Source organism: Pseudomonas sp. R2-60-08W (assembly GCF_003852335.1).
GTDB lineage: Bacteria > Pseudomonadota > Gammaproteobacteria > Pseudomonadales > Pseudomonadaceae > Aquipseudomonas.
Window position 1 is genome coordinate 3,378,524 of sequence record NZ_CP027731.1, and the last position, 20,186, is coordinate 3,398,709.

At 61.0% G+C, this 20,186-nt stretch carries 23 protein-coding genes and 1 pseudogene; 15 read left to right on the plus strand and 9 right to left on the minus strand.

The window, feature by feature from the left end:
* Positions 1-17: 17 nt before the first annotated feature.
* From C4J90_RS15240 to C4J90_RS15255, 4 genes are all read right to left on the minus strand, one after another.
* Complete coding sequence (locus tag C4J90_RS15240; RefSeq protein WP_124420221.1) at positions 18-1,175, minus strand: alpha-hydroxy acid oxidase; 1,158 nt, start codon at positions 1,173-1,175, stop codon at positions 18-20.
* A 68-nt stretch (positions 1,176-1,243) separates the two neighbouring features.
* Positions 1,244-1,981: a DUF72 domain-containing protein gene (locus C4J90_RS15245; protein WP_124414908.1), complete on the minus strand. Its 738-nt coding sequence runs from the start codon at positions 1,979-1,981 to the stop codon at positions 1,244-1,246.
* A complete protein-coding gene (locus C4J90_RS15250) occupies positions 1,978-2,409 on the minus strand; it encodes a DNA methylase (RefSeq protein WP_124420222.1) in 432 nt (143 codons plus the stop codon). The genes C4J90_RS15245 and C4J90_RS15250 overlap by 4 nt, the downstream gene beginning before the upstream one ends.
* Before the next feature lie 2 nt (positions 2,410-2,411).
* Positions 2,412-2,621, minus strand: a complete 210-nt coding sequence (locus tag C4J90_RS15255; protein WP_124420223.1) for a hypothetical protein — start codon at positions 2,619-2,621, stop codon at positions 2,412-2,414.
* 210 nt (positions 2,622-2,831) lie between these two features.
* Between C4J90_RS15255 and C4J90_RS15260 the strand changes: the two genes are divergently transcribed.
* Together C4J90_RS15260 and C4J90_RS15265 are read left to right on the plus strand one after the other, a co-directional pair.
* Positions 2,832-3,335, plus strand: coding sequence for a DUF4142 domain-containing protein (locus C4J90_RS15260; protein ID WP_124363187.1), 504 nt, complete (start codon positions 2,832-2,834; stop codon positions 3,333-3,335).
* A 30-nt stretch (positions 3,336-3,365) separates the two neighbouring features.
* Positions 3,366-3,926 carry a type 1 glutamine amidotransferase domain-containing protein gene (locus tag C4J90_RS15265; protein ID WP_124414910.1) on the plus strand — a complete coding sequence of 187 codons (561 nt, stop codon included), beginning with the start codon at positions 3,366-3,368 and terminating at the stop codon, positions 3,924-3,926.
* Positions 3,927-3,989: 63 nt separating this feature from the next.
* Here C4J90_RS15265 and C4J90_RS15270 read toward each other — a convergent pair whose 3' ends face one another.
* Entirely contained in the window at positions 3,990-4,196 is a 207-nt protein-coding gene (locus C4J90_RS15270) for a hypothetical protein (RefSeq protein WP_124363189.1), read from the minus strand.
* A gap of 278 nt (positions 4,197-4,474) precedes the next feature.
* Between C4J90_RS15270 and C4J90_RS15275 the strand changes: the two genes are divergently transcribed.
* The 4 genes from C4J90_RS15275 to C4J90_RS15290 all read left to right on the plus strand — a co-directional run bounded on the left by C4J90_RS15275 (position 4,475) and on the right by C4J90_RS15290 (position 7,184).
* Positions 4,475-4,951, plus strand: a complete 477-nt coding sequence (locus tag C4J90_RS15275; RefSeq protein ID WP_124414911.1) for a hemerythrin domain-containing protein — start codon at positions 4,475-4,477, stop codon at positions 4,949-4,951.
* A gap of 382 nt (positions 4,952-5,333) precedes the next feature.
* A complete protein-coding gene (locus C4J90_RS15280) occupies positions 5,334-5,942 on the plus strand; it encodes an SCO family protein (protein WP_124363191.1) in 609 nt (202 codons plus the stop codon).
* Complete coding sequence (locus C4J90_RS15285; RefSeq protein WP_124420224.1) at positions 5,942-6,424, plus strand: copper chaperone PCu(A)C; 483 nt, start codon at positions 5,942-5,944, stop codon at positions 6,422-6,424. Before C4J90_RS15280 ends, C4J90_RS15285 begins: the two co-directional genes overlap by 1 nt.
* A 241-nt stretch (positions 6,425-6,665) precedes the next feature.
* Positions 6,666-7,184 (plus strand): HIT family protein, encoded by a 519-nt coding sequence (locus tag C4J90_RS15290; RefSeq protein WP_124420225.1) that lies wholly within the window; start codon positions 6,666-6,668, stop codon positions 7,182-7,184.
* 113 nt (positions 7,185-7,297) lie between these two features.
* Here C4J90_RS15290 and C4J90_RS15295 read toward each other — a convergent pair whose 3' ends face one another.
* Positions 7,298-7,810, minus strand: a complete 513-nt coding sequence (locus tag C4J90_RS15295; RefSeq protein WP_124421220.1) for a GNAT family N-acetyltransferase — start codon at positions 7,808-7,810, stop codon at positions 7,298-7,300.
* 212 nt (positions 7,811-8,022) lie between these two features.
* On the opposite strand from C4J90_RS15295, the gene C4J90_RS15300 reads away from it, so the two are divergent.
* From C4J90_RS15300 to argE, 4 genes are read left to right on the plus strand one after another with little or no spacing between them, the layout of a single operon-like run.
* Positions 8,023-9,312 carry an NAD(P)/FAD-dependent oxidoreductase gene (locus C4J90_RS15300; RefSeq protein ID WP_124420226.1) on the plus strand — a complete coding sequence of 430 codons (1,290 nt, stop codon included), beginning with the start codon at positions 8,023-8,025 and terminating at the stop codon, positions 9,310-9,312.
* A 24-nt stretch (positions 9,313-9,336) separates the two neighbouring features.
* Positions 9,337-9,747, plus strand: coding sequence for a RidA family protein (locus C4J90_RS15305; protein ID WP_063030874.1), 411 nt, complete (start codon positions 9,337-9,339; stop codon positions 9,745-9,747).
* Between the two features lie 11 nt (positions 9,748-9,758).
* Positions 9,759-10,436 (plus strand): DUF1028 domain-containing protein, encoded by a 678-nt coding sequence (locus tag C4J90_RS15310; protein ID WP_124363195.1) that lies wholly within the window; start codon positions 9,759-9,761, stop codon positions 10,434-10,436.
* Positions 10,433-11,578, plus strand: coding sequence for an acetylornithine deacetylase (argE, locus tag C4J90_RS15315; RefSeq protein ID WP_124420227.1), 1,146 nt, complete (start codon positions 10,433-10,435; stop codon positions 11,576-11,578). Before C4J90_RS15310 ends, argE begins: the two co-directional genes overlap by 4 nt.
* Before the next feature lie 121 nt (positions 11,579-11,699).
* On the opposite strand, the gene C4J90_RS15320 is transcribed toward argE, so the two are convergent.
* A complete protein-coding gene (locus C4J90_RS15320) occupies positions 11,700-12,611 on the minus strand; it encodes a LysR substrate-binding domain-containing protein (RefSeq protein WP_124363197.1) in 912 nt (303 codons plus the stop codon).
* Between the two features lie 250 nt (positions 12,612-12,861).
* Here C4J90_RS15320 and C4J90_RS15325 point away from each other — a divergent pair, with 250 nt between their 5' ends.
* The 3 genes and pseudogenes from C4J90_RS15325 to C4J90_RS15335 all read left to right on the plus strand — a co-directional run bounded on the left by C4J90_RS15325 (position 12,862) and on the right by C4J90_RS15335 (position 16,033).
* Positions 12,862-14,277 (plus strand): cytosine permease, encoded by a 1,416-nt coding sequence (locus C4J90_RS15325; protein WP_124420228.1) that lies wholly within the window; start codon positions 12,862-12,864, stop codon positions 14,275-14,277.
* Positions 14,278-14,642: 365 nt separating this feature from the next.
* Positions 14,643-14,786: pseudogene (locus tag C4J90_RS15330) on the plus strand (GNAT family N-acetyltransferase); the annotation flags it as partial.
* 83 nt (positions 14,787-14,869) lie between these two features.
* A complete protein-coding gene (locus C4J90_RS15335) occupies positions 14,870-16,033 on the plus strand; it encodes a hypothetical protein (protein ID WP_124420229.1) in 1,164 nt (387 codons plus the stop codon).
* Positions 16,034-16,059: 26 nt separating this feature from the next.
* Here C4J90_RS15335 and C4J90_RS15340 read toward each other — a convergent pair whose 3' ends face one another.
* A complete protein-coding gene (locus tag C4J90_RS15340; protein ID WP_124420230.1) occupies positions 16,060-17,265 on the minus strand; it encodes a YgcG family protein in 1,206 nt (401 codons plus the stop codon).
* A 131-nt stretch (positions 17,266-17,396) separates the two neighbouring features.
* Between C4J90_RS15340 and C4J90_RS15345 the strand changes: the two genes are divergently transcribed.
* Both C4J90_RS15345 and C4J90_RS15350 read left to right on the plus strand, forming a co-directional pair.
* A complete protein-coding gene (locus tag C4J90_RS15345; protein WP_124420231.1) occupies positions 17,397-18,212 on the plus strand; it encodes an alpha/beta fold hydrolase in 816 nt (271 codons plus the stop codon).
* Complete coding sequence (locus C4J90_RS15350) at positions 18,172-19,362, plus strand: ATP-binding protein (protein WP_372237479.1); 1,191 nt, start codon at positions 18,172-18,174, stop codon at positions 19,360-19,362. Before C4J90_RS15345 ends, C4J90_RS15350 begins: the two co-directional genes overlap by 41 nt.
* Here the strand turns inward: C4J90_RS15350 and dapF are convergent.
* On the minus strand, positions 19,322-20,137 hold the full coding sequence (gene dapF, locus C4J90_RS15355) for a diaminopimelate epimerase (protein ID WP_124420232.1): 816 nt from the start codon (positions 20,135-20,137) through the stop codon (positions 19,322-19,324). The genes C4J90_RS15350 and dapF overlap by 41 nt on opposite strands.
* Positions 20,138-20,186: the final 49 nt, after the last annotated feature.

Genomic DNA, 20,186 nt, shown 5'->3' on the forward strand with positions numbered 1-20,186 from the left:
CAGGTTTTTTTTGCGCATCACGCGCCGTCAGGAAACGTGCCAGGCAGCAAGATCTCGCGATTCACCTCGCGTATATCGTTATAGCCACACAGTGCCATCGAAACATCCAACTCACGGGCGATGATCTCGAGCGCTTTTGTCACGCCCGCTTCGCCCATCGCCCCCAAGCCATACAGGTGCGGGCGCCCGATCATGGTGCCCTTGGCGCCCAGTGCCATGGCCTTGAGTACATCCTGACCAGAGCGGATACCACCGTCGAGCCACACCTCAATCCGACTGCCCACCGCCTCGACAATCGCCGGCAGCTGGCTGATGCTCGACGGCGCGCCATCCAGCTGGCGGCCGCCGTGGTTGCTGACCACCAACGCATCGGCGCCGGTATTGGCCGCCAGGCGCGCGTCCTCCACATCGAGGATGCCCTTGATGATCAGCTTGCCGCCCCAGCACTTCTTGATCCACTCCACATCGTCCCAGCTCAGGCGCGGGTCGAACTGCTGGGCGGTCCACGCCGACAGCGAACTCATATCGGCCACCCCCGTCACATGCCCGACGATATTGCCGAAGCCCCGTCGCTGGGTGCCCAGCATGCCCATCACCCAACGCGGCTTGGTCATCATGTTGAGGGTGTTCGGCAGGGTCAGCCTGGGCGGCGCGGACAAGCCGTTGATCAGGTCCTTGTGGCGCTGCCCGAGGATCTGCAGGTCCAGCGTCAACACCAACGCATCAACACCAGCCGCCTTGGCCCGCTCGATCAAACGCTCGATAAACCCACGGTCGCGCATCACATACAACTGGAACCAGAAGGGCTGGCCGACGTGCTCGGCAATGTCTTCCAGCGAACAGATGCTCATGGTCGACAAGGTATAGCGCAGGCCAAACGCCGCAGCGGCGCGGGCGGTGAGAATTTCGCCATCGGCGCGCTGCATGCCCGCCAGGCCGGTGGGTGCCAGCGCTACCGGCATGGCCATGTCCTGGCCGATCATGCTGGCGCGAATCGAACGCTCATCGATATTGCGTGCCACGCGTTGACGGAACTTGATCCGGGCAAAGTCGCTTTCATTGGCTCGGTAAGTGCTCTCAGTCCAGGAGCCGGAATCGGCGTAGTCGTAGAACATCCGCGGGACACGTTTTTGCGCAAGCTTGCGTAAGTCTTCGATGGTTGTGATCAACGACATCGGGTCACCTCTCCCTGAACTGAAAACAAAGAGTACCCGGCCCTCGCCCAGCTAACCAGCCGTTGCGTTTATAAGCCTTGCCGAGCGTCGAGGTGCGGGTAGACGTCGAGCAGGTCGAGGGCATCGGCGACCGCATGGCCGCTGGCGGTATTGTCGAAAATGCACCAGGTGGGAATGCCCTCTTCAATCGACTGGCGCAGCAACCGCGCATACGCCTGCACCCGCTCGTGCCCATAGGCGCTGTGATAAATCCGCGGCGAGCCGTGCAAACGCCAATAACGCACGCCGTGCCAGGCATCACCGGCAGCGATCACCGCAGGGTCGGCGCTGACCCAACCGATTTCGAGCGACTGCAACAAAGTTCCGGCCGCGAGCCAACTGGAATGGCGCGGTTCCAGCACCACGGTACCGGCAAACCGTTGGCGCAGCGCCTCGAAAAAAGCGTCGGCAACCAACGGCTCATACCTCAGGGACGGCGGCAGCTGCACTAACAGGCAACCCAGCTTCTCGTCCAGTTGCAGGCATTGCGCGAGAAACTCGTCCAAGGCGGTACCGCACTGCTGCAAGCGCAGTTCGTGGGTGATCCGCTTGGGCACCTTGACGGAAAAACGGAAACCCGCAGGCACCGACTCACGCCAACGCTCATAGGTTTTTGCCAGGTGAGGTCGATAAAACGAACTGTTGATTTCCACCGCATTGAAACGCGAGGCATAGCGTTGTAAATGCGTGCCTTGCTCTGCGAAGGCCGGCCAATGCTCGCGGGGCAAGCTCCAGCCGGCGCAGCCCACATACAGAGGTGCTGTCAAAACAACACCGTGGCGGCATCGCGCATGAAAATCTCGATGGTCTTGGGGCCGACACCCTCGAACTCACCCAGGCGTTTTTCGAACGCCTGGCGGTTATCGCTGGCCTCACGCATGTGGGTGATCTTGCCGCCGTACTCGGCGTTGAGCTTCGCACTCAGGTCCAACAGGCGTTGCGCCGTGGTTTCGTCGTAGCGCACGTAATGCGCACGCCCCAACATCGCGACCAGCTCCCGCGCCGTGCAGTGCTGCAATTTGCGCGGGGTGTCGCGGCCCTCCTCTTCAACGATCACCTTGTAGGCTTGCGCGGCAATGGGCGCCTGAATGCGCTTGCCCATCAGGAAACTGGCGATAAACCACTTGAACAGGCTGATGTCATCGTCAGGCTTGAGCGCGATGCCCAACTCAGCCGCGCTGATGGAACGGGCCATGCTCACTGCCCCTTGCTGAGCTTCTCGTTGATCGCATCCGTCTGGCGTTCGATGTCCTTGATCGAGGTTGGCGTCACGACCTTGTCGATGGTTTCGGTCTTGGGATTCGGACGCTCCAGGGTCTGCCCCTTGGCGCTGTCGGCATGGCCTTTTTGCGCGTCTTCGGAACTGATGGGTGCGGGGGTTTTATCGGCGGGCGTGTGATCGGTCACAGTGCTATCTCCTGGCAATGACAGGCCACCCACAGCGGCGGCCCTATGCAGCAGAACCTTGGGAATTTGGATTAGTTCAAGGAAATTGCCCGCTTGGCCGCTGGGTCAATTCACGCAAAAAAAATTTAAACCTTTTGCGCAGGGCGTGGCTCAACACTGATGTAACAGCATGACGTAACGGCATCACGCCATTTCCCAAGGAGAGACACCATGACGACTCGACTGATGAAACAAATGGGCCTGACATTCGCGCTGGTTGCGGGCTCGATTTCCACCGCGATGGCCGCCACGTCCAACGACTTTGTCGACAATGCCGCCGAGGGTGGTATCACCGAAGTGGAAGCCGGCAAGCTGGCCCTGGAAAAAAGCAGCTCGGCAGACGTGAAAACTTTTGCCCAACACATGATTACTGACCATACCAAGGCCAATCAGGAACTGATGGCCCTGGCGAAAAAACTCGACATCGAAGTACCGGATGATGCTGCTCTGACCGACAAGGCGAAGAAAGCCATCCTGGAAATGCGCGATGAATCGTTCGACAAGGCGTACGCCAACAACCAGGTCGACGCCCATCAAAAAACCGTCGACCTGTTCAAGAAGGAAGCCGAGTCCTCGGACAACGCCGAGTTGAAGGCCTTCGCTACCAAGACTCTGCCAACCCTGGAAGCACACCTGAAAATGGCCAAGGAGCTGCAAGCCAAACACGCCCATTAATCCTTCCATGACCCAAGGAGACACTCGACCATGAGTTCGCAACTCAACGGCAAGCACATCCTCGTCATCACCTCCAACACCGGCATCGAGCGTGACGAACTGCTCAAGCCCTTGCAAACCCTGCGTAGCTACGGCGCGACGGTAACGCACGCGTCCAGCAAAGGCGGCACCACCCAGACCTTTGTCGGCGATACGGAAAAAGACCAGACCGTGGAATCCGACGTGCAACTGTCGGACGTGGTCGGCGGCAACTTCGATGCGCTGGTCATTCCCGGCGGCACCGTGAATGCCGACACCCTGCGCCAGGACGCAGCCGCGCTGCGCTTGATCAATGAGTTCGCCCAGGCCGGCAAGACCATCGCGGCGATCTGCCACGGCCCGTGGGCGTTGATCGACGCCGGCGTGGTCAAAGGCAAGACCCTCACCGCGTATAAAAGCGTGCGTATCGACCTGGAAAACGCCGGTGCCGCTGGCGTGGTCGATGCCCAGGTGCAGGAATGCAAAGCCAATGGCTGGACCTTGATCACTTCGCGCACGCCGGACGATCTGCCGGCGTTCAATGAAGCGATTGCCAAAGCAGTCGCGGGCTGATCTTTAGGCCGCAACCAAAACAGGCGCCCCATGGGGCGCCTGTTTTTTTATCGCTGAATGCTGTTAGTTTTTGCGCTCTTGCGCCATCTCACGCTTAGGCCCGAACATCGCCCAGGCAATCAGCCCCAGCAGCGGTACGAAGACCAGCACCACCACCCACAAGCCCTTGGTTTCCCAGCCCCCAGTGCTGCGCAATACGATATTGATCGCCCACAGTTCCAACAGCAGCAGAATCACCGCCAGTACGATCCAGATATAGTTTATTTCCATGCTTCACCTCCTGATGTCTAAGGCTTAGGTCAAGCAGAAGCGCCAAGGGTTCCATTGGATTTTTTCAACTGAAACCTGGGCCAACGCGGTAAATGTGCGTTGTGCAATCCCGGCAACGCCTGATCATGCAAGCTGCACGACAGCGAAACGCTAGCTTGACTCTATCTATATGATTCTTAAAACAATTTTTTTACGTGAAAGTTGGTACGCGTAATGCAATTTTCTGACTCACGAGGCGTGCGTTTCGACATGCCCGACGACTATCCGTGAGGTTCCACATGAATGCCATCGACCTTCTCAAAGCCGACCATGAACGCGTCAAGACCCTGCTGACCCAACTGAGCGAATCCACCGAGCGCGGGGTGAAAAAACGCACCGAGTTGCTGGCCAAGCTGGAGATGGAAATTACCGTGCATACCAAGCTGGAAGAGGAAATCCTCTACCCGGCTTTCAGGGAAGCCGGCGGTAAGGAACAGGACATCATGTACCACGAAGCCAAGGAGGAGCACCGCACTGTCGATTCACTGGTGCTGCCTGACCTGAAGCAGACCGATCCGTCTTCCACCGAGTTTTCCGGTCGCGTCAAAGTGGTCAAGGAGCTGCTGGAACACCATATCGAAGAGGAAGAAACCGAGATGTTTCCCCAGGCCAAGAAACTGCTGGGCAAGGCAAAGCTGGACGAGCTGGGCGCGCAAATGGAAGCGATGAAAGCAACTTACAAGAAGTCTTTGGCGAGTAAGCCATTGGCCGCGTGATGCCCTGTTTTCAAGCCCTTCCCTGATTTGCGGTAGCGACAGGCCTGCTCACAGGCCCTGTCGCGTTGCATCGCAAATGAAAAAATCATCAATATGATCACGACAGTGACGGCGCTGCACATCGGGCAGGCAAAGTAGTTCGGGATGTTACTGGAAGACCGGTCAGCCAACCCTTTAGCGGACACCGAGACGTCCCTTTTCATGCGCCGACGCTACCACCGAACCCGCAAAAGGACGCAGCGCAATGCTGCCCTGTGGCAGAACGTCGCAGATTACGCGGGGTGGCCAAGGTTGGTAGACTCTGCACCCTTCTCGCTACTCCTTTTCAAAGCCGGGTGGGCCGCTGCACAGCCATTCAGGCGTTTCACAGGACGCACAGTTGATGAGTACGTTATTCACCCGCCGCAAAGTGCTGACCGGCATGGGCCTGTTAGGCCTGGGCAGCCTGCTGGGCGGCTGTGACTACAGCCCCAAGCTGAATTTCAAGTACGGCAAAGACCTCAGTGACAAGATCATGGGGCGCACCTTCAAGCTCAAGAACACCGACGGCGAAACCGTCACCCTCAGCTCGTACCGTGGCCTGATGCCCGTGGTGTTCTTCGGTTTTACCCAATGCCCGGCGGTCTGCCCGACCACCCTGGCACGCGCCGCCCAGGCCAAGAAGCTGATGGGCCGCGACGGTGAAATCATGCAGGTGGTGTTCATCACCCTGGACCCCGAGCGCGACACCCCCGAGATTCTCGACAAATACGTCAAGGCCTTCGATCCCAGTTTCGAAGCCCTCTACGGCACCCCGCAGGAAATCGCCGTGGCCGCCAAGGAGTTCGGGATCTTTTATGAAAAGATCCCCGCCGGCGACACCTACACCCTGTCCCACACCGCCACCAGCTTCGTGTTCGACACCCGTGGCAACCTGCGCCTTGGCTTGCAGGCGTCCCTTACTGCTAAAGAGTGCGCAGAAGACCTGCTCACCGTCATGGAGGTCTGCTAATGACTGCCGTTCAACACCTCAAGCGTCTCACCCTCGGCCTCACCCTGCTCGGCCTCGCCGCCCACGCCAGCGCCCAGGTGCAAGTGACCGACGCCTGGGTCCGCGCCACCGTGCCGGGCCAGCCCTCCAGCGGCGCGTTCATGACCGTCACCGCCGACAGCGACAGCCAGTTGCTGCGCGTGGCATCGCCCGTGGCCAAGGACGTGCAGATCCATGAAATGAGCATGAAGGACGACGTGATGCGCATGGGCCCGGTGGACTCGGTGGCCCTGCCCGCCGGCAAAGCCGTCACGCTCGACCCGAATGGCTACCACGTGATGCTGATGGGCCTGACCGGCCAGATCAAGGAAGGCGACCAGGTGTCGCTGACCCTTACGGTAAAAGATGCCAAGGGCGCTGAGCAAAGCATTGAAGTGAAGGCTGCTGCGCGGGGAGTTGACGGGATGGACCATAGCCAGATGGACCACAGCAAAATGCATTGAGGCTCGAACCCGGTCAGAAATGTGGGAGGGGCGGTGCGACGATTCGACTTGCCCTCGATGGCGGTGGGTCAGTCACAGATGGAGCGACTGATACTTCCTCATCGGGGGCAAGCCTCCCACATTTGGATTGCGGCGTATCAGTTACATAGCCGTCGATGGCCAAGCTCCCACAGATTCGAAACCACGCCCATTTCGGGGATCCTTGTTATCCTGGCGCTCCAGTTCACATGGACGCGCGCCCATGCCAATCGACCCCGCCTTCATCCTGCACCAGACCGAACACTGGCTGCTCAACCATCATCAATCTTCAAAACTGCCGGGCTACCTGATGCTGGGCGCCAAGGCACCGATTGCCTCCCTGGCTGAAATGCCCGACGCCGCACTGGCGGAACTGGGCGGTCTGCTTGCCCGAACCCAACGGATAATGGAAACGCAGCTGCAGCCCAAGTGGCTCTACATAAGCCGCTACGGGCATACGCCGGGATTTGCGCTGCACTTTCATTTCATCCCCGTCTATGACTGGGTAGAGCAAGCGTTCTGGCAGGACGAGCGCTATCGCACGCTGCACAATTTCGGCTCGCAAGCACAAGCCAAAACCCTGACCGATGGGGCTGAACTGACGCTGTTTGTATGGCGGGAATTTGGCGAGAGCCTCACACCGCCGCTGATTCAAGGGCCCGGGGTGGAGCAGGTGATTGAGCGATTGCGCACTGATTTCAAAGATCGTTCCCCCGCTCCCGCGTGGGAATGCAGCACATGACGCTCTGCGTCACCTGAGCGCAGTGGCTGGCAGGACGCGGAGCGTCCCGGAAGGCATTCCCACGCAGAGCATGGGAACGATCAGGGCCATATGATGATCGGCCGAGCAGATGATTACGTAACCAGGCACTCGCTTTGGTCGCCCGCCGCACCGGAATTCTGCGCAAGCTTTTTCACCATCGGCACACACGCCAGCACCAGTCCCGCTGGCGAGCGATACACCGCCTGCTCATGCCCCACATACCCGCACGCTCTATAAAAGCTCACCGCGTTCAACGTCGAGTCAAGCACCACCTCTGCAACCGCCCGCTGCCGCGCAACGTCTTCCAGGTGGTCAAGCATTGCCTTGCCATACCCGCGCCCGGTGAATGCGGACCTTACGAACAACGCCCCGAGTTCATTGTTGGCCAGGTCAAGCATGCCCGTGACGACGGCTTCACCGTTCACCCAACCCATGTAGAACAATTTTTCCATCAATGTGCTGTAACCGTCGCTTGCGCGACCTCGGGTCCAGAGTGCCATTTGCTCAGCGCTGTAGGCGCCAATGCACTGACTGCGAATGGCCTCGCGACGAATCTCAAACGCCCTGTCAGCGTCGTCTGGTGTGGCTCGTTTTATCTCTAGCACAGCACTCACTCTCTCCATGACTTTAAAAAATCCACCCTTAACCGTTTGTATTAATCGCCCTACCTCCTCCACCGAAGGCTATCTCAAGACCCGCTGCATCCGATATTTATGCTCACTCCCAAGCTTAATAATATTTTATTAAAAACCACCCTCCCCCTAGCCTTGAAGTCATGCCCACGTTGAATCCAACTGCATGACGCAAGGACAGACACATGACTGAATCAATAACAAAAACCGACACCCTGGTGGTCGGCGCCGGCCAGGCCGGTGTGGCCATGAGCGAGCATTTGAGCAAGCACGGCGTGCCGCACCTGGTGCTGGAGCGCAGTCGTATCGCCGAGCGCTGGCGCACCGGGCGCTGGGATTCACTGGTGGCCAACGGGCCGGCCTGGCATGACCGTTTTCCCGGCCTGGAATTCGATGATGTGGCCCCCGATGGCTTTGCGCCGAAGGAGCGCGTGGCGGATTACTTTGAAGCCTATGCGCGCAAGTTCAATGCGCCGATTCGTACGGGCGTGGAGGTGACGTCGGTGGTGCGCAATCAAGGCCGTCCAGGCTTTACCGTACACACCAGCCAAGGCGTGATCGAAGCCAACCGTGTGGTGGCCGCCACCGGGCCGTTTCAGAAGCCGGTGATTCCTGCGATTGCGCCGACAGATACCGCGCTGCATCAGCTGCATTCCGCCGATTATCGCAACCCGGCGCAACTGCCGGCGGGCGCCGTGCTGGTGGTGGGTGCGGGCTCTTCCGGCGTACAAATCGCCGATGAACTGCAACGCTCCGGTCGTCAGGTGTACCTGTCGGTCGGCGCCCATGACCGGCCGCCTCGGGCTTATCGCAACCGGGATTTCTGCTGGTGGCTGGGAGTGCTGGGCGAGTGGGACCAGGCCGCGATGAAACCCGGCCGCGAGCACGTGACCATCGCGGTGAGCGGCGCCCACGGCGGCAAGACCATCGACTTTCGGGAACTGGCCCAGCAAGGCATGACCCTGGTCGGCCTCACCCAAGCGTTTAATGGCAGCGTCGCCACATTCCAACCGAACCTGGTAGAGAATCTGGCCCGTGGCGATGAGAACTACCTGGCCCTGCTGGATGCGGCCGATGCCTACATCGAGCGCAACGGCCTCGACCTGCCGCTTGAGCCTGAAGCCCGCCGCGTATTCCCGGATGCCGATTGCATAAAGCATCCGATCCTGGAACTTGACCTGGCCCAGGCCGGTATCACTTCGATCATCTGGGCCACCGGGTTTGCCGTGGACTACAGCTGGCTCAAGGTCGACGCATTCGACGCAGCCGGCAAGCCCCGGCACCAGCGCGGCGTAGCCAGCGAAGTCGGGATTTATTTCCTGGGGCTGCCGTGGCAGTCGCGTCGTGGCTCGTCGTTTATCTGGGGCGTATGGCACGACGCCAAGTACGTGGCCGACCATATCGCCATTCAGCGTCAATACCTTGAGTACCGCGAAGCCGCCCCGCTGGCTCGCCCCTCCCCTGTCAGCGCCTGATCCCTTTTGCCGGAGTTTTTTTCGATGCCTACGCATACTCGCATCCGCATGTTCAACACCAAAGAAACTTACCCCAACCAAAGCCTGGACAACGACCTGTGCCAGGCCGTACGTGCCGGTAATACCGTGTATGTGCGCGGCCAGGTGGGCACCGATTTCGACGGCAACCTGATCGGCCTGGGCGACCCACGTGCCCAGGCCGAACAAGCCATGCGCAACGTCAAGCAACTGCTTGAGGAAGCGGGCTCCGATCTGTCGCATATCGTCAAGACCACCACCTACCTGATCGACCCGCGCTACCGCGAACCGGTGTATCAGGAAGTCGGCAAGTGGCTCAAGGGCGTGTTCCCGATCTCCACCGGGCTGGTAGTTTCGGCGCTGGGCCAGCCGCAGTGGCTGATGGAAATCGATGTGATCGCGGTTATTCCAGAGTAAGGAGACTAGCCATGACCTTTTCAATCGTGGGTCGCTGCGCGGAGACCGGCCAGCTGGGCATCGCCATCAGCTCCTCGAGCATCGCCGTGGGCGCGCGTTGCCCATGGCTGCGGCCGGGTGTAGGTGCGGTCGCCACCCAGAACATCACGCTGCCGGCTCTTGGCCCGGAAGTGCTCGACTGCCTGGAGCAAGGCCTCACGCCGGCGGACGCCGTCGACACAGCCCTGACGCGCAACGGCTACAGCCAATACCGCCAGCTGACCGCAATTGATCACCTGGGCCGCAGCGTGCATTTCAGCGGCAGCGAAACCCTGGGCACCCACAATGCCGTGTCGGGCGAGCAATGCGTGGCGGCGGGGAATATGCTCGCCGACCGAGGGGTGATCGAGGCGATGGTCAGCGCATTCGAACACGGCGAAGGCCAGTTGGCGGACCGCTTGCTCGCGGCAATGCATGCCGCCATCGGCGCCGGTGGCGAAGCCGGCCCGGTGCATTCCGCCGCGCTGGTGGTGGTGGGTGAGCTGACTTGGCCGATCATCAACCTGCGCGTGGACTGGGCCGATGAAGCCCCCATCAGTCAATTGCAAACACTGTGGGACGCCTACCGTCCGCAAGTGCAGGACTACATCGACCGCGCCCTCGCCCCGGATCGCTCCCCAGGCTATGGCGTGGCCGGAGACGAGCGATGAGCCGCAGCCGCGAGTTGCTGCAGACGCTGGTGGGGTTCGATACCACCAGCCGCGAGTCCAACCTGCAGTTGATCGAGTTCGTGCGCGACTACCTGGAGGGGTTCGGCGTGGCCAGCGAGCTGATCTACAACGCGTCGCGCAGCAAGGCTAACCTGGTCGCCAGCATCGGCCCGGTGGAATTACCCGGCATCGTGTTGTCGGGGCATACCGATGTGGTGCCGGTGGATGGGCAGCCCTGGACGCTGCCGCCGTTTCAACTGACCGAGCGTGACGGCAAGCTGTACGGGCGTGGCACCGCCGATATGAAAGGCTATATCGCCTGCGTGCTGGCGCTGGTGCCGGAGTTGGTCGAGGCGCGGTTGCGCCTGCCGGTACACATCGCCCTGTCGTATGACGAAGAAGTCGGCTGCCTCGGGGTACGCTCGCTGCTCGACGTGTTGGCGCAACGTCCGGTGAAGCCGATGCTGTGCATTATTGGCGAGCCGACCGAGCTCAAACCGGTGCTCGGCCATAAGGGCAAGCTGGCGATGCGCTGCGATGTGCATGGCGAGGCCTGTCATTCGGCGTATGCACCGTCCGGGGTGAATGCGATCGAGCATGCCGCCGAGTTGATCGGCGAACTGGGGCGCATTGGCCAACGCTTGCGTGCGCACCAGGACCCTCGCTTCGATCCGCCGTTCAGCACCGTGCAAACCGGCGTGATCAGCGGCGGCAAGGCACTGAATATCGTGCCCGCCGACTGCCGGTTTGATTTCGAAGTACGCGCCCTGCCCTCGACGGATCCCGGTGAAGTGGCGCACGAACTGCACACCTACGCCATGCAGCAAGTACTGCCGCGCATGCAGGCCGTGAGCACGCAGAGCTCGATTCGGTTCACCGCGTTGTCCGCCTACCCGGGTTTGGTCACCGATGAGCACAGCCAGGCCGCGCAATTGATTGCGTCGTTTTGCGGCTCCAGTGCGTTTGGCACCGTGGCGTTTGGCACTGAGGGTGGGCTGTTTGATGCAGCGGGTATTCCCACGGTGGTGTGCGGGCCTGGCAGCATGGACCAGGGGCACAAGCCGGATGAGTTTGTGAGCGTGGAACAGCTGGCAGAGTGTGATGCCCTGTTACAGCGGATGCTGGACTCGCTACGCATCTGAAATACACCACAAATCAAATGTGGGAGGGGGCTTGCTCCCGATAGCAGTGGTTCAGCCAATACATGAGCTGGCTGATACACCGCTATCGGGAGCAAGCCCCCTCCCACATTGGGCTCTGTGTTTACCCGAGCAATCGCGCCAGCTCTTCGCGACAGTAATCAACGAACAGTTGCACCGGCTTGGTCAGCGGGGCGCGCTTGAGCCACACCGCCGACAACCCCGAGCCAGTGACGGTTTCCGCCAGCGGAATACACACCACCTTCTGCCCATCATAGGTGTACTCGCTGAACGGCTTGGTCACCAGGATCGAAAACCCGAACCCGCGCCCCACCATGCCCCGCACCATCTCGATCGACGGCGAGCTGAACACGATATTCGGCGTCAACCCCCGCTCGTCAAAGATGCTCACGAAGTAGGTCCGGCTCGGCAGCACATCCAGCAGAATCATCGGCTCCAGCACCAGGTCGACCAACGACACCTTGGCCTGCCGTGCGAAACGGTGATCGGCCGGCAACAACGCGTATGGTTGCTGCGGCGGCATCAACGGCGTGGTCTCGATGGCGCCGCCCAGGTCGTGCTCGAACAGCATCGCCACATCGATGGTGCCCGCCGTCAGCGCCTGCACCAGCTCCTGCTGCTCGCCGTCACGCAGGCGGATTTCCACCCCCGGCCAGCGTGTCTTGAACCCGGCGATCAGGCGCGGCAGGTACAACGGCGCCACGGTTTCAAAGCAGCCGATATCGATCTGCCCGGCCACCACATCATTGTCGGCCAAGGCGTTCTGTTCGAACTCATGGGCCACCCGCAGCAGCTCCAGCGCCTTGCGATAAAACCGCGCGCCGCTGGGGGTCAGCGACACACCCTGGGCGTGATGGCGGATAAACAACTGCACACCAAAACTGTCTTCCAGCTGCTTGATGGCGGTGGACACCGACGGCTGGGCGATATACAGCTTGCGCGACGCCTCGGCGACGCTGCCGCATTCGGCGGTGGTGACGAAATATCTGAGTTGGCGCAGGTTGTAGGCAGCCATCGGGGCCTCCGAAAACGGGGGTTTTCGCCCCAAAAACGTGCAAGAAAAACCGGCTTTTTTCATCGATTCAAGCCCATGCAACATACCGGAGCAAAAACCGCCGCGAGATACTTTTTTTAAGGTCTATAGCAACAAACTTACTAATTTACCTCCCCCTGCCCATTGCAGATGATCACTCCAACAACAAAGCGCCGCCGTTGCTGCGCACAGCGAAGTACGTCCACGTACTCACCTTGCCTTGGAGCTCGTCATGGTTACCACTGCAACATCCTCCGCCCCGCTTATCGAAAAACACACGATTGGATACGTGCCCCCGGAAGATCGCCATGGAAAGGTAAGAGACCTGTTCACCCTGTGGTTCGGCGGCAACATCGCGCCGCTGCCGATCGTCACCGGCGCATTGGGGGTGCAGTTGTTCCACCTCAACCTGGTATGGGGCATCGTCGCCATCCTGGTCGGCCATCTGGTCGGCGGTGTGTTGATGGCGCTGCACTCGGCCCAGGGCCCGCAAATGGGCATTCCGCAAATGATCCAGAGCCGTGCCCAGTTCGGCTCCCTCGGCGCGCTGCTGGTGGTGGTGATTGCCGGCGTGATGTACATCGGCTTCTTCGCCTCCAACATCGTGCTGGCCGGCAAATCCCTGCATGGCGTGGTCGATGCGGTGCCGGTGCCCGTCGGCATCGTGATCGGCGCCATTGGTTCGGGCATCATCGGCATCATCGGCTATCGCTTCATCCATGTGCTCAACCGCATCGGTACCTGGGTACTCGGCGCCGGCATCGTGCTGGGCTTCGGCTACATCTTCACCCATGTGCAGACCACGGATTTCCTGACCCGCGGCAGCTTCAACATTTCCGGTTGGCTGGCCACCGTTTCCCTCGCCGCGCTGTGGCAGATCGCCTTTGCGCCGTACGTTTCGGATTATTCCCGCTACCTGCCGGCCGATGTACCCGTCGCGTCCACCTTCTGGACCACCTACCTGGGCTCCGTACTGGGGTCGAGCCTGGCCTTCATCTTCGGCGCCGTCGCCGTGCTCGCCACCCCCGTGGGCATGGACACCATGGACGCCGTCAAGCTCGCCACCGGCGCCATCGGCCCGCTGATGCTGGTGCTGTTCCTGCTCAGCGTGATCAGCCACAACGCCCTCAACCTGTACGGCGCGGTGCTGTCGATCATCACCCTGGTGCAGACCTTCGCCTACCGCTGGATCCCTACGGCGAAAAGCCGCGCGGTGATCTCGGTGGTGGTGCTGGCCGCCTGCGCGATTGCGGCGGTATTCGCCTCCAAGGACTTCATCGGCCACTTCGTCGACATGGTGCTGGTACTGCTGGTGGTCCTGGTGCCGTGGACGGCGATCAACCTGATCGACTTCTACGCGATCCACAAAGGCCAATATGACATCGCCTCGATCTTTCGCGTGGATGGCGGGATCTACGGCAAGTACAACCCACAAGCGTTGCTGGCGTATGCGGTGGGGATTGCGGTGCAGATTCCGTTCATGAATACGCCGCTGTACGTCGGGCCGATTTCCGAACACATCAACGGCGCGGATCTGTCCTGGGTGGTGGGGTTGGTGGTGACGTCGCCGTTGTACTTCTGGTTGGCGAGCCGGGACAGTGCGTATAAGCGCCGGATGGAGGGGGGCAAGTTGGCGGCTGGGGTCTGATACAAACGCTCGGTTGCGCCTGTGCGAAGGTCACCTTCTAGTTCGTCCCGTCGCTGGCTTTGGTCGGCGATGGGGTTTCGCAAGGTTCAAGCCTAACGATTGGTCGTGTCGATTCGGTCAAAACCGCGCAGATCTTTTGTAGGAGCGAGCTTGCTCGCGAAAGACTCATAGGCGCCGCGTTCATTCAGAAAGCACGCGTTATCGTTGACCTTTTTCGCGAGCAAGCTCGCTCCTACAAAAGGCGACGGATGACCTTCCGGTGCCATCAGCCCAATGTTTCTTTAAGATGCCCCTTTCACTGAATATCCCTGGAAACACCCGTGCCCGCCCTCTCCTTTCGCAACGCCCTGCCCACCGACGCTCCCCGCGCACTGGGCAAGCAAAGCATTCACTTGATGTGCAAGGATCAGCATGTGCCGTTGTACACCCACCTGGGCTACACCTATGTGCAGCCTTCGCCCTCGGAGCACGGTGGCATGGCGTGGGATGAGACGGTGCAGACGCTTTAGCCTCTATTTTTCGAGCCACGCCATTAGAAAAAACCCAACGAACACTCGTCGACTCGCGTTCGACCCAAGGAAGGATGCTCACCGTGCTCAATGCAACCCCCCTGACCTTTCAACAAACCTTGAAGAAAAATCTCAAACGAGTAGCAACCTATTGGGCACCACTGAGCGTCGTTTTCGCTGGGTTCGGCACGCTGCTGGGGTTTTATACGTTGTCGACCTACGCCACTTCGATAGGCCGCCCGGATCTGATGGCCGCCGCGCTCGAGGCCAAATCTGCGCTGATCCCGTGGCTCGCCGCGGTGATGGGAATGCTGAGTGTTTACCTGCTGATTCTATTGTCGACCACTGTGCTGTTCGGGCTGACGGTTTCGTTGTTCAACGACATTCCGTCCCAGCAGCACAAACTGACTGGCGTGCTTCTTGTACCCATACTGGTCGGAATCGTTGGGCTGCTCTGGCAAAACTTTAAAGGCCCCGACTTGGACGATTGGGGCAAACTTATCTGGATGCTTATCTGGCTTGCCGGGTCACTGCTTGTGCTGCTGCTGATTCCGACGTTCAGGGTGGCCGTGGACACGAGCGCCACTATGGCGAGCCTTCGCAACCCTCGCAGTTGGTCGCTACGGTGCTGGTTCATGCTGATGGTTGCATTGCTGCTGGTCGCAACCGTGATCGGCGCAGTGTTTCCGGCCAGCCTGATCCTGCAAGCCTACACGGGAGAAGACACACCCGAGGCCCTGAGCCGCCTGATGGTTATCTCGATGTTCGCCGCCACCATCGCGCTGCTGCCCGTCGTAGTGTTCTACGTCAGCAAGGCGGATTTATTCAAACGCCTCAGCCTTGGCTTGTTAATAATGCTCGTGTCCGCAGGCGTGGTCATCGCTATTTCGCCCGGCAGCCCCGCTGCGATCGTTTATTCGGCGGCATTGATGATGGAGGCCCGGACCTCGGTAGAGGCCCGGTACATGCTGACGAAGGATTATGCGACAGAAGATTTCGACACGACTATCTGGGGCAACGTGGAAACCGTGCGCGGCAAGCCCGAGGTATCAGCGTTCCCCCTGTTTTCCTTCGGTGACGTACTGTTGTTATGCCCCACGAGCCTGGTCAAGACGAGCCGCAAGGAGTGGCCGCAACACTCGGCCTATTGCGTGCTCACACAAGCCAGCAGCGCCATACGCCGGCCTAAAAAGTCAGACCCGGCAGCTGCGCCCACACCAGGCGTCGACGGCTCAACTGATCACTAGGCGCAGTGCCGGGCTGGCGGCGTAGGCTACCAACTCCCCGACGCCCCACCGCCGCCACTGGAACCTCCACCACCGGACGAGCTGCTACTGGAATTGGAACTGGAACTGCTGGAACTCGAACCCGACCCACCGCCAGACCCCGATCCCGAGCCCTCGCCGACCTTGCCGAAAATAATCAGCGCCACGAACGACGCAATAGGAAACGCCAGCAGCCAACCGTCGCGACCGTCATCCAGCATCCACCCGGCCACCCCATAGACGGCGACCGCCGCCAGCAGCCGCACGACAAAGCCTGTGCGGCTGGTCCTCCAGGTGTGCCTCATGATCATCAACAGCAGCAGATACAACCCCAACACCGCCAACACAGCCAGCGGCCACGCCAGCCAATGGACAAAACTGACGTCCACATACCGATCCGCCACCCCCAGCGCGACGCTGTAGACCAGCAGCCCGACCACGCCGTAAAACAGCGGCCGTAGCTGCCACAACGCGCCGAAAGTGGCTCCGCCAATCAACAGGGTCAGCGGTATTACAAACAGAAACATCGGCCATTCCCGACCACCGCCCAGCAGCGTCAGCAATAACGTGGCCGCCACGGCGACGATCAAGGCCTTGCGCCAATGCACCTTGCCGGCGGCGAGCAGCGCCCCAATGAGGCCGCCCAGGACAAACGCCGCCAGTACCGCGATGATTTGTGGATTGATCCCAGGCCCGGCCACTTTGGGCAGGTCGCCGCCGTCCACCAGCGCGGTCAGGGCGTCCACACCCTGTTGAACGCCGCCGGCAAAGTCGCCCTGACGAAACGCCGGGGTGATGCGCTCTTCGATGATGCGATGGGCCAGCAGGTCGGTGACCGTACCTTCCAGGCCATAGCCCACTTCAATGCGCACCGTACGGTCAGCCTTGGCCACCACCAGCAGGATGCCGTCATCGACGTCCTTGCGCCCCAGCTTCCAGGCGCGGAACAGTTGGTTGGCGTAGTCTTCGATGCCGGTGTCGCCGGTGCTGGGCACCAGCAATACGGCAACCTGTGCGCCTTTGCGCTGCTCAAGGTCGGCCAGTTGCTGCTTGAGGCGCAGGACGCTGCCCGCGTCGAGGGTATTGGTCAGGTCTATGACCCGTTGATCGAGCGCAACGCCAATGGGCGATGTGTCGGCTTGGGCGGTCATCAACAAACTGGCAAACATCAGCACCAGCACACTCATGACGGATTGCCGCAGAATCACCATCATCTATTGTTACCTGAAGTTTCTTCCTGAAGGCGCCGACTTTACCTTATCTACGCGCAAACGCGTGACCCAGGCCCTGCGACTCTCTAAACTGCCGCCACGCTGTATAGCAACAAGCCATCTACGAGAACGCCATGGATCTACGTCACCGCAACAACGTCAATGTGATGGGCCGCGGCGCTGCGACCCTGGTGTTTTCCCACGGCTTCGGCTGCAACCAAGCGATGTGGAATTACCTGGCACCGCATTTTCTAGAACGCTTTCGCGTAGTGCTGTACGACTTGGTCGGCGCCGGCCTGTCGGACCTTGGCGCCTTCGACAAAGCCAAGTACAGCACGTTGGAAGGTTACGCCCGCGACCTCGACGAGTTGATCGACGCCTATGCCGAAGGCCCGGTGATTCTGGTGGGCCACTCGGTCAGCGCCATGATCGGCACCCTCGCTGACCGTCTCGCGCCGGGGCGGGTCGCGGCGCACGTGATGATTGGCCCATCGCCGCGCTATATCGACGCCGAGGGTTATGTCGGCGGTTTCAAGCGCGACGACATCGAAGACCTGCTCGACACCCTCGACAGCAACTACCTCGGCTGGTCCAGCAGCATGGCCCCGGTGATCATGGGCGCCCCTGGGCAACCCGAGCTGAGCACCGCACTGACCGAGAGTTTCTGCCGCACCGAACCCGACATCGCCAAGCAATTTGCCCGGGTGACCTTTCTCTCGGACAACCGCGACGATGTGATCGGTCTGACCACGCCGGTACTGATCCTGCAGTCGAGCGACGACCTGATCGCCCCAGTGGCCGTCGGCGAATACCTGCATGCCGTGCTGCCCAACAGCACCTATCACCTGGTAGACAACATCGGCCATTGCCCGCACATGAGTGCGCCCCAGGCGTGCGCGGCGGCGATGGATGAGTTCCTGGCGCCATGGGCCAGCGTCAGTGCCGGCTGAGTCGCTGTTCGACAACGCCGCCTGCGCCCTGGCGGTGACCCAGCAAGACGGCACGATTCTGCACGCCAACCAGCGCTTGGGTGAGTGGCTCGGGCTCAGCGCGGCCCAGTTGCGCGGCCAACGTTTCCAAGACCTGCTGACCATGGGCGGGCGGATTTTCTACCAGACACACCTGGCGCCGATGCTGCGCATGCATGGCAGCGTCAACGAGGTGAAGCTCGACATTCGCCATCGTGACGGGCACAAAGTCACCGTGCTGCTCAATGCCAGCCAACGCCAGCAGGCCGAGAGCGTGGTGTATGACCTGGCGCTGTTTGGCACCACCGACCGCGACAAGTACGAGCGCGAGCTGCTCAACGCACGCAAGCTTGCCGAAGCGTTGCTTCAGGAAAAAACCGCCGCCGAACAGGCACTGCACCAGGCCCAGGCCGAATTGAGCGAAGCCTATGCCATTGCCCAGCAACGTGCGTTGTTCGCCGAGCAGATGGTGGCGATTGTCAGCCACGACTTGAAAAACCCCCTCGCCGCGATCCGCATGGCGTCGGACTTTCTTCGACGCGGCGAGCGCACACCCAAGGAGCACCAGCTGCTCGGGCATATCGACCAATCGTCCGAACGCGCCCAGCGCATGATCGCCGACCTGCTGGACTTCACCCAGGCCCGGGTCGGCCAGGGCATCACCATCCGGGCCCGGCCACTGGATTTGCACCGGGTGATTCATCACGCCGTGGACGAACTGCGTGTGGCCTTCCCCAGGGCCACACTGGTGCATCAGGCCGAGGGCCATGGCGACGCGTGCCTGGATGCCGACCGTGTGCAGCAGATGATCGGCAACCTCGTCGCCAACAGCGTGGCCTATGGTGACCTGCAACAGCCGATCACCGTCACCTCGCGCCTGGGCGCCAGGGGCGGTGAGGTTGCGGTACACAACTACGGCGCGGCGATTCCCGAAGCGTTGCTGGCCGGGCTGTTCGAACCCATGACCCGAGGCACTCACCAGGGCAGCGATGTGCGCAGCGTGGGCTTGGGCCTGTACATCGTGCGCGAACTGGCCAGAGTGCACGGCGGCGATGTGGCGGTGAACTCCTGCGCTACGCGCGGCACCACCTTCAGCGTGACGTTCCAGGCAGGTACGCCGCACCCTGCATGATCGGCTCGACGCTGCCCGTCAACACCACCCCACCCTGCCCGTCCCATTGCACCGTCAGGGTTCCGCCATCGCATTCGACCTCCACTTTGTCATCCAGCAGCCCGCGTCGAACGCCATTGACCACCGCCGCGCAGCAACAGGACCCGGAACCCAGCGGCACGCCGCCGCTACGTTCCCAGATCCGCAGGCGGATACGGTTACGCTCGAGCACCTGCACAAAATGCACATTGGTCCTGGCCGGAAACAGCGGGTGATATTCCAGGGCCGGGCCCACCGCTTCGACATCCACTGCAGCGATGTCTTCCACGAAGAACGTACAGTGCGGATTGCCCATGCCGCAGGCGGCCGGTTCACCGTCGATGGGCAGCACGCGGGTGTCCATCGCCCGCGCCAGCGGCACCGCTTCCCACGCCAACGATGGCTCGCCCATGTCCACCGACACCCGCTGCCCGTCCACGCGTACGCAGGTGAGCAGTCCACGGTCGGTACGCAGCACCACGGCATGGGTGCCGGCCTCATGCATCAAGCGGTCGGCCACGCCCCTTGTGGCGCTGCCACAGGTTTGCAGTGGCGTGCCGTCGCAGTTCCAGAACTGAATGCGGGCGGCGGCGTCGTCACAGTCGAGCATGACCGCGAGTTGATTGAAACCGATGCCGGTGTGCCGGTCGCCCAGGCGTCGGGCGATCTGCGCCGTGATAGGGTTATCCTGGCCACGGCGGTCGATGATGATGAAGTCGTCGCCGTGGGCGTGCATCTTGACGAAGGGCAAGGTCATGAACGGTCCTGTAGTCGAACGAAACAGCCCCACTCTAACACCCCCGTAG